We start from the raw sequence: 11,989 nt of genomic DNA on the forward strand, positions 1-11,989 counted from the left end.
ATCGGTGGGATACGCGTCCCGAGCATCCAGTGCGGTCCGTACCGTTCGCTGACGGTCGTTGTCAGCGAACTGTGCGCAGCAGTTCGAGCACCGCCTCGTCCGAAAGCCGGGCGCCCGCCAGGAATTCCGCGCTCAGGCGCACGGGCCCGAGCGCCGCTTCCGCCTGATCGAGCGCCCGCCGCCGGAACGGGCCGATGCGGATCACCCCGGCCCTCCGGTTGATCCGGTCGGTGGCGCCGAGAATGCGGGCCGCGCGTTCCGGGGCGCCCTTCGCCAGATCAACCAGGGCGTAACCGATACCGACCTCGGCCAGCAGCGCCGCCGAGGTCTGGGCGGCCAGATCGCGGGGCATGGCCAGCTCTCGCAGCGCGTCGTCCGGCCGACCCACCGCGACCAGGGCCGCCGAGTGCGCGGTGCTCACGAAGACCAGATTCACGAAGCGGACCGTGTCATGGCGTCCCGCGGGCGGCGGGCCCGCAGGGAGCGGATACTCGGACATCCGCCGGTACAGTTCGATCGCGCGGTCGTTGTCGCCGCGCAGGTGCGCCAGGTGCGCCTGCGTCGCCGCCAGGAAGCGCCCGGGGGCGGGGATGATGTGCGGGGTGATCACGGCCTCGGCCCGGTCGATACAGGTTGCCGCGCAGTCGGTATCGCCGCCGACCAGGTACATCTCCGCCGCGAAGAGCAGCACGCCCATGCGCTCGCCGGCGCCCAGGTCGGCACTGAGCAGTTCCAGCGCGCTCGCGATCAGCGGGCGGGCGGTGTCCAGGCCGAGCATGCGGGTACGGTAGCTGGCCAGGGAGATCAGGGCGCGGCTGTGCGACCGGGCGTCACCGTGCGCGCCGAGGCAGGTCAGCGCCGCCTCCAGGGTGGGCAGGGCGCGGGCCGGATGGTCGCCGCCGAGTTCATCGAAACCTTTTGCTATCAGCGCATTTCCGCGTAGCCATGGGTCATCGGAGGTGGTGCACGCGGTCAACAGGCGGTCGTCGTCGCCGAGCAGGTCACGCAGCGCCAGGATGAGCACGAACATCGGGTGCGGGGGCCGATCCTCGGTGAGGGCCGCGCGGGTCAGCCGCTCGAATTGCCCTGTGTTGTCCAGGATTTGGCCCCACCAGATGTTGGTGAAGTACGCCGGCAGCTCCTCGGCGTACCGGCAGGCCAGATACGCCCCGGTGCACCCTGGCGGCGGTGTGTCGCCGAGCAGGGCGAGGACCTCGCGGCGGCGTTCGGAGATGTCGCCGTGCAACCCGCGCAGCAGCCAATACCAGACGAGGTTCGCGTACAGGCGAACCGCGCGCTCACCGTCGCCGACTTCCAGCGCCCAGCGCAGCGCGGTTTCGCAATTGCCGTGTTCGGCGATCAGGCGCGCGAGCCAATCGGGCTGTGCGGCAGTGCGTAATCCGGGGGCGGCGGCGTCGGTGAATTCCAGGAAGCAGTCGGCATGGGTGCGGGCGACCTCGTCCGCATCGCCGGCCGCGGTCAATTCCGCGGTCGCATAGGCCCGGACGGTCTCGGCCATTCGATAGCGGTGTCCATCGAAGTCCACCAACGACTTCGTCACCAGCGAGGTGACCGTGTCGATGGCGTCCGGACCGCACACCCGGGTGATGGCGTCCAAGGTCGCGCTGCCCGCGAACATCGAAAAACGCCGGGCTGCTGCCGCTTCCGCATCCGTGAGCAGTGCCCAGCTCCAGGCGACGGCCGCGTGCAGGGTGCGATGGCGCGGGACCGCGTGGCGAGTGCTGTTGGTGAGCAGCCGGAAGCGATCGGTGAGCCGCGCGCTGAGGTCCGGCAGCGGCAGGCTCCGCACGCGGGCGGCGGCGAGTTCGATGGCCAGCGGCACGCCGTCCAGGCTGCGCACGATGGCGCGGATATCCGCGGAATTGCTAGCGGACAGCGCGAAATCCGGGAGTGCGGCGGTGGCGCGGTCGATGAACAGCCGGACCGCGGGCGATGTGGTGGCCGCCAGGAAATCCGCGTCGGCTTCGGGCAGGTCCAGGGTGCGGACCGGATACAGTCGCTCGCCGTCCACGCCGATCGGCTCCCGGCTGGTGGTGAGCACCCGCAGCAGAGGCAGACGCTGCACCAGGTCGTCGATCAGGCGCGCGGTCGCCTCCACGACATGCTCGCAGTTGTCGAGTACCAACAGCATTCGGCGGCCGGACAGCGTCCGCTCCAGTACTTCGGCCCACTCCGTGGACAATTCGTCGGGTCGCTCGAACTGTGCGAGCGCGTTCGCTATCGCCACTCCGACCGCGGTCACGGCCGGCCGGTCCGCCCGTTCCCGCTCGAGTGCGGCCAGTTCGACGAAGGCGTAACCATCCGCCCAGTCCACTGCGTGCGCCCCGACCGTCTCGACGGCCAACCGGGTCTTCCCCACGCCCCCGGTACCCGACAGTGTCACCAGTCGGGCCTCGCGCAACGCCCGCCGCACTCCTTCCACGTCGCGTTCGCGTCCGACGAAGCTGGTGTACCGCCGGGGCAGCAGCGGCACGGACGCCTTCGATGTCCCGGTGGTTCGGGATGCTGCCGCGACTCCCGGACGACCCGATCCGCGCGTCGTTCCGAAGGCAGGTCCGTCGACTGCGGGATCAGTTGTGTCCGTGTGAATTTCGGCCAGGGCTGAACGCAGTGCCTCGGCGGGCGGCGTGCCGAGCTCCTCACGTAACAGGGCCTCGGTTCGTTGAAACTGCTGTATCGCCTCGGATTTTCGTCCCGCTGCCGCCAGCGCCCGCACCAATCGTGCGGCCAGTGTCTCCCGGAACGGATGGGCCGCTACTTCCATGCGGAGCTCACGCAATACCTCGCCGCCTCGGCCCAGGGTGCGAAAGGCGTCCGCTCGCAGTTCGACTGCTTCGAGCCGCTGTTCGGTCAATCGCAGTGCCGCGGCGTGCAATACCTCCGATTCCCCCATATCGATCAACGGCTCCCCGCGCCACAACCCGAGCGCGGTATCGAAGCACGCGATGGCTGGTTCGGCCTCCCCGGCCGCGAGCAATGCCCGCCCCGCCACGACCTCACGCGTGAACCGATGCACATCGACGTCCTCGGGCGCCAGTTCGAGCACATACCCGCCCCCGTCACTCCGCACCACCCCCGGCGCCGCTGCACGCAACCGACTCGCCAAGGTCTGCAACGCATTCCCGGTCCCCGCCGGCGGGTCCTCCCCCCACACCCCGTCCACCAGTCGCGCCACCGGCACCACTCGTCCGGCTTCGAGCGCCAGCAACCCCAGCAGTGCCCGCACCCGCGGCCCCCCGACCGCCGCCCTCGTCCCGTCCGCGGCCTCCACCACCACCGGACCCAATAGCCCTACCAGCATGAATCGTCCATCTCACGATCGATCCTGCGTGGCGCCGCGCCTCTCGTCAACCTGGGCCAACCCGGGGCTTCGCCGCATCGCGGCCATCGAACCAGCTCAGGCGGAAGCCGACGATGGCCGACGGCCGCGAGAACCGGATCGGTGTCGGCGCAGGGGATTTCGGGCCGTTGCGGGAAGCGCCGGCACAACATCCATTGACCGGGCCGGCGGTCAGCGGCCGATCTCCATGGAGGCCAGTAGCTTCCACTGCTCCACGGGGATGGTGAACGGCTCGGCGGGCAGAGCCTGCAGGCAGACGTGGTCGGCGCCGGCGGCGAGGTGGGCCGCGACCCGCCGGTCTACTTCGTCCTGGCCGACGGCGACCAGGGCGTCGAGAAGCCGATCGCTGCCGGTCCCGGCGAGATCGGCGTCGGTGAATCCGAGCCGGCGCCAGCTGTCACGGTATCCGGGATTGGACAGGTACGCACCGACATGCGACCGGGCTCGGGCGCGGGCGCTGTCGTCGTCGGTTCCGACCACGACAGCCTGCTCGACCACGAGTGCACGCTCCGGACCGAGAATGGCGCGAGCCTGCGAAGTGTGTTCGGGCGGAACGAGATAGGTGATCGCACCGTCGGCGCGGTCCGCGGCCAACCGCAGGGCGCGCGGGCCGAGTGCAGCCAGCAAGCGGGGCAGCGGGCCGGGGTCGGGTAGCCCGAGCCGACCCCGCAGGGCGTCTGGCTGGTCGAGCTCGTCGAGGTATTCGCCCAGTGCGGCCAGTGGTTTGCGGTACTCCAGCCTCAGGACTTCCTCCACCACAAGGGGATTCGACGTCCCGAGACCGAAGAGGAACCGGCCGGGGTGCGCGTCGAGCACCGCCCGCGCCGAGGCCCGCATCCAATGGGGATGCCTGCCGTAGATCACCGCGATCCCGGTACCCACCACCAGCGACCGGGTCGCGGCGAGCAGCCCGGCGGCGGTGACGAACGGGTCGTGCGCGAGCCCCTCGCTGAGCCAGATCGCGCCCAGTCCCGTCGCCTCGAGTTCGGCGGCCAGTTCGGCGACCATCGTGGGTGGTTGTAGATCGAGGCCGTTCACCCAGAGTCCGGTGCGCGGCATGTTCGGTGGAAGAGTCACGGTCAACCTCGGTGATCTATGATTCGGAATACCGTTCCGAATATATGGAACGGCATTCCGATTGAGCAAGGAGTAGTTCGTGAGCGATGCTGACTCGCCCCCGCCGGGCGGTGTGCGGGCCGATGCCAGGCGCAGCCGGGCACGCGTGCTCGAGGCCGCGCGCGCGACCTTCGCAACCGAGGGCGTTGCGGTGTCGTTCAACGAGATCGCGCGCAGTGCCGGGGTCGGCGCGGCCACGCTGTACCGGCATTTCCCGAAGCGGGAGGACCTCATTGCCGCGGCCGTCGGCGAGAGCCTGGGTGAGGTGACTGCGCTGGCGGAATCCCTGTGTGCCGAAACCGATCTCGAGGACGTACTGCGGCAGTGGCTGGTCGCGCTGGTGTCGCACATTCGTCGGGTCCGCGGGCTGTCGGAGGAGATCGCGCGCGCGCTCGAGACCCCAGGAAATCCGCTGGCGCCGCACTGTGAAGCGGCCATGGTCGCTGCCGAGCGCCTGTTGTCGAAAGCGCAGCGGGCCGGGTACGCGCGGGCGGGGGTCGCCGTCGACGACCTGGTCCGCATGGCGACGGCTATCGCATGGACCGGCGACCGATCGGCCGACGACGCGTCCGTCGACCGCCTGCTCGATCTGGTCCTGTGCGGAGTACTCACTCAGCCGATCGCCCGGAACAATGCAGAAGCGGTGGGCTCCACGGAAACTCGTGACTGCGGAACCCGGGGATAGTGGTGCAGATGCCCAGGATCCGGCAGTCACGCCAACGCCGCAGATAATCCAGCAGTTCGAGCACTTCCGCAGGCCCCGTAGCGCACTACCGCAAGATGATGCCGGAATCCGCCGGGACCGGGCCTGCCGGTCTACAGTGCTCTATTCGTCGATCCCTCACTCCATGGGCGAGCCCGGCCGCAACACCTATGGCAGCCCTGTGCCCCTGGCCAGGCTATCCGTTGTATTTCGCGCCAAAGCTACCGAGCCCCTTGTAAGGCTGAAACATTCACGGCTGCGCGTCAGTTCACATGTCGAAGTCCATAACTTGCTCGCTCGTTCGACGTCTTTGCTGCCGCGGCCTTCGTGATATGGACGAGTAATCGGGTAGAGTTTCCCAAACCGAACTAGACGGCATGGTTCGCCACGTGGATCGAGCGAATCTGGTTGGGAGGTACGGTGACTCGTTTTACCGACCGGCTGCGTGGCCGCTCTTCCAATCGCTTGCGTCACCAGGTAGCGGGCCGATACAGCACGCTCCGGTTGACTCCGCCCAGCAGATCACTACTCCGACGGTGGTGGGAGAAACTCCGCCGTTTCTTGGCGAAAGTTGTCGGTTGGAGCGGCTGGGTAAAGGTGGCGGCTTTCGCCACCGCATTCACGGCCGTATCCGCACTATGGTTTACAGGCCAGTCATTGCACGCCAACCAAAATCAAATGGTTTTGTCCGAGCAAGGCCAGATAGCCGACCGGTTCGGCAAAGCAATCGAGCACCTCGGTTCAACCACGATCGACATACGCCTCGGCGGCATCTACTCCTTGGAACGCGTGGCCCACGATTCGCCCGCGGACCATCCGACTGTGTACGAAGTGCTCACCGCCTTCGTTCGAACTCATTCGCCCCTCACGCCGTGTGTCGCACCCGAGCCCGGGACGCATTCTGGATCGCTGTTACCGGTCGATGTGCAGGCTGCGGTCGCGGCCGTCGGCCGTCGCGCAACAAGCCATGACGGCCCCAATCCGATCGACCTCGAAGCCTCGTGCCTGGCAGGTATCGACCTGGCGGCGGCCCGGCTCGATGGGGCGAACCTGACCGGCGCGGATCTGGGCGGGGCGACGCTGGACGGCGCCCATCTGACCGGCGCGCATCTGGCCTACGCGCACCTGACGTTCGTGCGACTGTTCGAAGCGAAACTGACGGGCGCGACGCTGGACGGCGCGGATCTGACCGGCGCAGCCCCGACTGGCGCAGACCTGTCGGGCGCGCACCTGGCCGCCGCGCACCTGAATGGCGCGCAACTGAACCGCGTGAACCTGACCGGCGCGTATCTGGGTGGGGCACAGGTGATCGGCGCACTGGCGTTCAATGCGAACCTGACCGGGGCAAACCTGTACGGCGCGAACCTGAACGGCGCGAGCCTGTTCGGCGCGAACCTGACCAGGGCAAACCTGAAGGGTGCGGACCTGACTGGCACGGGCCTGGCCGACGCCGACCTGACCGGCGCGGACCTCGAATCCGTGTGCTACTCGTCAGCCACGATCTGGCCGAACGGATATGTTCCTCCGCCTACCCGAACGCTCAAGTGCCCTTCTCTCTGAGCCGTTACGAAGAACCTTGACGAACGGGGCCAGCAGCCCGGTCACGGGCTCGTCGACGGTGCTCCAGGGGCCAGTGCAGCGGCGTGGCACGGGATGGCAAGCCCCGGTTTGTCAGGAATGTGGCGGTGCTGTGGAGGATGGTGGCGGTGCCGTGGCGACGATCTTGGACGAAGCCGGCTTGTCCGCGCGTGTCGCAGCCGACGCCCTCGGCACGCCGAGCCCTCGATGACCCAGGGGCGGTACATCGTCCGGGGCGGGTGCATCCGGCGGCCGCCGCGCTTCACAACGCGGTCAGCGCCAAGTGAATTAGTTGGGGTTACAGTGCGGTTTGCGGTTTCCCCGGTACGGGTATTGGTGTAACTGCCAGCGTTGTCGCTGGTCAGTCACCCCTTGTGCGCCCCCGGCAGGAATCGAACCTGCGACCTAGGGATTAGCGCGATGGTCGGCTACTCGATGCTATGGACTGGTGTCAAGAGCGACCGAAAAGGCTTGTCCACCTGGTCATCTGATTCCTTGATGTCAACTCATGACCATCGTGTGCAATGTTCAAATACTGGGACGGGCAATGGATTTGGTGGGAGATAGTTGGGTCTCGTGTGGTGTGGAACCCAGCGGAGTGGAGTCCATCCAGGCCAGGGGCGCGCTCTCAAGACAGTCGGTGAGTACTGCTCGTAGGTCGTCCTCGCCCTGTGGCGTACCGGCTGCGTACTGCGTGGTGATCTTGCTCCACCGCCTGATGTAGAAGTGGGTCTCAGTGATGAAAACACTTGACTCCCAGCTTCGCATCTACCTCATTCGCGCACGTCACCCACGCCGAGCCTGCACGCTGCGGTCGCTCGTGACCGGGCGTTGTTCGCTGTCGCGAATGCTGTGTGGCCACCGAATGGCCACCACGGTTTTGCAGTTGAGGTCGATGCAGCCGCTCGGTGTGTCGCCCCCGCACGCCGTCCGGCACCATCGCCGCAGAACGTTCCCAAACGGCGGTCATCGCACGCCATAGTCTTGGCCGTCTGCGTGAGCCGGCTGGTGGGCAGCGACATCGTCTTGATCATTGCCGCAACACGCCGAAGCCTGTGATAGGCAAGGCCGCCCGTAGGCAGGCATCGGGTACCTGGGCCACCACCATCTACACCGGCGGCGAAGCCTTCGCGGGAGCACTCATCCTCAGTATCCTCACTCGACTCTGTCTGTCCCCACTAGCGCGGTGCGTCACCGGTTCCTCCTGCGGGCGGTGTTCGTCAGGTGCGACGGGCTATGGATCTATTGAGAGTCTCGTCGTGAAGAAATCGGTTGAGCGGACTTCATTCAGACCGTAGGCGGTGATCGATCGGCCCCAGGTATGGGACCGATCGACCCGCCCATCACGAGGCGGGGATTGAGCAGAGGCCTATGCGATTTCTAACGGATCAGGTCCGAGTATTATACGGAGGATCTTCTCGCCAACAGGTTGACGGGCAATCAGTGGACGGAGAATTTCGAGTATCAGCTCGGAAAGATTAAGGTCGATATTATCGACCATCCCGACAATCTCGGCAGTTGCTAACCCCAGACTGTTATAGTCGTATTTACGGGTATCTGAAAGATGCTCCCTTGATCCCCAGGCATTGATTTCGTCAAGCGCAAGACGAAACCTTTCCACCTGTTCGTGCGTCAACGTCTCCGATTGTTGTGATAAGAAGTGATTCAGGAGAGTGAGTAGAACCTCGACTTCGGCCCTTGTGGTCTGGAGTGATCGCCGCGAAAGGTGAGTTGACTCTTGCTCCGTCAGAACATCTCCGTGTTGATTCAAAACGAGCTTGACGGAATCCATCCGGGTCAATCCTAAGGAATTAAACTTTGGACGGGTCCGCGGCAGCAATTTACTCGCCCGATCGGAATGATTCGGAATTCTAGTGATTATCGCAGCCAGTATCCTGACGGCATTCATCATTTCCAATTCACCGCGATCGAGAGCAGCTGACAAAGCCTCAAAGAGGTATTGAGTTTCTTCGCTGGTCTGACACGAATGTACCATTGAATATGCTACGGGTAAGTACGAAAAACCCATATGCCTGCTTAACCCGTCCAGCACTATGTCGAGGTACCGGCGACGGCTGAGGGGGGATTGTGATGCGAAACCATCATCCATTACACCGCAGGCCAGACTCGGTGACGAAGGGGCGATTTTGAAAAGTGGGTTGCTCTCCGTATAGCTCCGGGAAACCACATCGGCAAGACGTTCTTGGAGGTGCTCACGCTTATACAGCTTTCCCGCTGCGAGCAACCACACATTTCGCCAATGTGGGTGATGTGCGCAAGCTTCTAGGATTTGCATAGACCGAGATTCGGTGCCTGAAGTCAACGCGTCGGCGGCCATTAATTCTTGCAGGCTTCGTACCTCGAATCTTACCTTATTCCGATCTGGGACGAGCAGCACAAGTCTGTGAGTTGCTGCAACGACCAAATTTGTGGCGATACCGTCGATTTCCCGAGCTGTATAACGTTGGCGAGCCAAGCGGGTTCGAACAAGGTTTTCGAGTTCATCAAGAGGCATAGCTGCCGAAAATCGAGTTACCTCGGCATTTACGTGAAGTTGAAGCGCTACCTGCATATGAAGATGACTGATGTCCGAGCGGTGCTCCCTCAAAAGTCGTGAGATTGAACTCCTTTTTTCTAACTCTCGCTGATACACAGTCTTGTAGTAGTCTGAGAACAGTTCATATCTATCGTTGGGGAGGGTTCCGAAATTCTCCACGATAAATGACATGATGGCCACTTGCAATGGGGTGGACATCAGCTGACCGACTCGACGGTCGTCCACTGCATTTTTAAGTCTTTCGGTTACAGTGTCACGAAGATCGGGGTCATCTGCCAGGCGCTTTGCTACGAGCGCTGCACCGAAAGATTTCGCAAGCGACGGAGGAAGTCGTGTCAGTCTGATCTCTGAAAATAGATCTCGATCAAACTGTTCATCGTAGCCAAGTGGTCGTGTTGTCGCCACCAGCAGAAGGTCCGCATGTAAAGAATCAGCGGTTTCCATCAGATCGGTCACACGTTCTATTAGTGTTCTTCGAAGGCTCGATTCGCTGACTTCGTCCAATCCGTCGAGGATCACTACCCAAGGCCATGCGCGGAGCCATGACTGCAGGTCGTTCGGCGTGAGAGGCGCATCGGTGCGGTTGCTTATTTCACCAGCGAGATGAGCCAGGAGGCTCTTTTCGGGTGTAGCCACGAGGATTTCCGCATAACGCGACAAATCTATTCGCATTGGCCATCTAAGATTCCGGGGCGCCGGGATTCCTGTGCGCTCCAGGGCGAGGCGGGTCTGGTTTACGATGTGCTCTACATCGGGCGTCATTGCGCCTCTGGCAAGTAGCTCTGCGCGGTAAATCTGGGCGATCATTGCACTTAGAGTTGACTTACCCTGTCCTGGGCCTCCAATAATCACCCAATGTGGACGTGGAATGGAATCCTCGATATCCCTCTTAAGTACTGCATCACTTCGACTGATGATTTCAGTAACGACAGTGCAGTCAATGGGCGTGATTCGCGTGCTCCGATTGATGCCGTCGTCGCTGTACCAAATCCCAGGCAGATCGATTCCTACGTCCTCAATTTTCGACTTTTGCCCAGTTCGCGCTCCGGCCTCAGACAGTCGTATCCAACGTTCGTTTCTGATGCATTGTGCGGCATGTAGACGCATACGTTGCGCTAGCGCTGGTATCTGACTTCCGGAAACATGATCTCCAATCCTGCCAAGTACATCCCCGACTGTTAGCAGCGCGGGAAAGGCGTGGCGAACCGATTCTGTTGCATCGAGGAATCGGTGAATCTGGTCGGCATGCCATATCTTGAAATCGATAATTCCGAGCCGCCCCAAGCGGGTGGTCTTGTCACTGATAAGACTTCTAAAGTAGGTTTCAAGAGTATCGATGCCACCACTTACGCCCTTAGGGGAGAGTCTGACATTCGATACGAAAATTATATAGTCAGGAGCCCGAAGTCTGGTCCCATTATCCATCGCCGTGGTCCAGCGGTCGAGCTCGCCTTTGATCTGGCTCTTTAACCACGCCGCGTTTTCCTTAACGCTGGATGGGTGGTAGCGGAACTTCGCTTGAAATACTGTAAAACCATCCCAAACGCCGGATGGTCCATCAGAGGTATTGGACCAATTGATCGGCCCTTCGAAGGTTGCCTCGCGGCCACCGTCGGGCCCGTCCCCAAACGCCTGAACTCCGGCGCCAAGAACTCGTACGGCGAGGCTTACGATCAGCTGTTCGAAGGCGCGGTCCCCAAGGCGATCTATGTCGTAGTCAGGCACCGTGCAATCATGCCTCAAGATGTAGGGTCCGAGAGCTTTAAGACTGATCTTGCTCTTGTGCCTGGTCACGCCTCTGGGGCAACTCCGTACACTCGTCTGAGTCCGAGGTACGGCGTCCAATGACTTCGTTCCACAAGTCGATCTCTAAGCCGAGCCGTCCAGATCCACCTAGGGCTGGCTGGTGCATGCGTCGATGCAGGCCGGCAGGCGGCGCTGATCGAGCTTCTCCGAAACGGCGGCGTGCCATGTTTGCCTAGGTGGGCCCATTCTTGGGTCAAGGTGGGGTGGTCTTCCATGGTCTCGGGGCGGCCGTAATCTGCCACGAAGCCCGCGGCTGTCGGCGGCTCCCGTAGCGAAGCTCCACGAGGGCTGCAGGAAGATGGCCGTCGGTCTACCCAATGGGACGCGACCATAGGCGGTGGGTGCCATGGATCGACGGGTTTTCGATGCGGAACCAATGCGGAATGAATGCACACTGGATGCACAACGAATGCACACAAGCGTTGCGATGAAAGTGCGATACGAAATCGCTCTGGCCTGTGGGTTTGGTGGTGGTCCGCCTGCTGCCCGATCCGCACTATCTCCCGCTTCGCTGAAGATAGTGCGGATCGGGCAGCAGGCAAACCACCACCAAACAGTTGAGAGCAGAAGATCGAAGAAGGAGAAGAGATCGGGGGACCACAAGGGGGGGGACCACAAGGGGAGGGCTTGGCATGGCACGGTGCGTTGGGAGGGCTGGGCGCGTCAGGAGTCGGAACCACAAGGGAGCGTTGCGTTCGCGGTGTCACGTCGAGCACGGGGAGCTGTTCAAGCAGGACCACAACGAGAGCGTCGCCTCTTACGCGGGGACCGCAGCGTCGCCTCTTACGCGGGGACCGCAGCGTCGCCTCTTACGCGGGGACCGCAGCGTCGCCTCTTACGCGGGGACCGCAGCGTCGCCTCTTACGCG

General features: G+C 63.3%; 5 protein-coding genes. 2 read left to right on the plus strand and 3 right to left on the minus strand.

Features of this window, described 5'->3' with window-relative positions; all coding sequences use genetic code 11:
- Positions 1-61: 61 nt before the first annotated feature.
- Both ACWEKS_RS22450 and ACWEKS_RS22455 read right to left on the minus strand, forming a co-directional pair.
- Positions 62-3,322, minus strand: coding sequence for an AfsR/SARP family transcriptional regulator (locus tag ACWEKS_RS22450; protein WP_452341881.1), 3,261 nt, complete (start codon positions 3,320-3,322; stop codon positions 62-64).
- Positions 3,323-3,532: 210 nt separating this feature from the next.
- Positions 3,533-4,438: a TIGR03620 family F420-dependent LLM class oxidoreductase gene (locus ACWEKS_RS22455; RefSeq protein WP_452341882.1), complete on the minus strand. Its 906-nt coding sequence runs from the start codon at positions 4,436-4,438 to the stop codon at positions 3,533-3,535.
- Between the two features lie 79 nt (positions 4,439-4,517).
- On the opposite strand from ACWEKS_RS22455, the gene ACWEKS_RS22460 reads away from it, so the two are divergent.
- Positions 4,518-5,162, plus strand: coding sequence for a TetR/AcrR family transcriptional regulator (locus tag ACWEKS_RS22460; protein ID WP_452341883.1), 645 nt, complete (start codon positions 4,518-4,520; stop codon positions 5,160-5,162).
- Positions 5,163-5,858: 696 nt separating this feature from the next.
- On the plus strand, positions 5,859-6,740 hold the full coding sequence (locus ACWEKS_RS22465) for a pentapeptide repeat-containing protein (RefSeq protein WP_452341884.1): 882 nt from the start codon (positions 5,859-5,861) through the stop codon (positions 6,738-6,740).
- 1,387 nt (positions 6,741-8,127) lie between these two features.
- On the opposite strand, the gene ACWEKS_RS22470 is transcribed toward ACWEKS_RS22465, so the two are convergent.
- The gene (locus ACWEKS_RS22470) at positions 8,128-11,040 is read right to left on the minus strand and encodes an NACHT domain-containing protein (RefSeq protein WP_452341885.1); all 2,913 of its coding nucleotides are present in this window, start codon (positions 11,038-11,040) and stop codon (positions 8,128-8,130) included.
- Between the last annotated feature and the right edge of the window lie 949 nt (positions 11,041-11,989).

It is taken from the genome of Nocardia sp. NPDC004711, assembly GCF_053601595.1.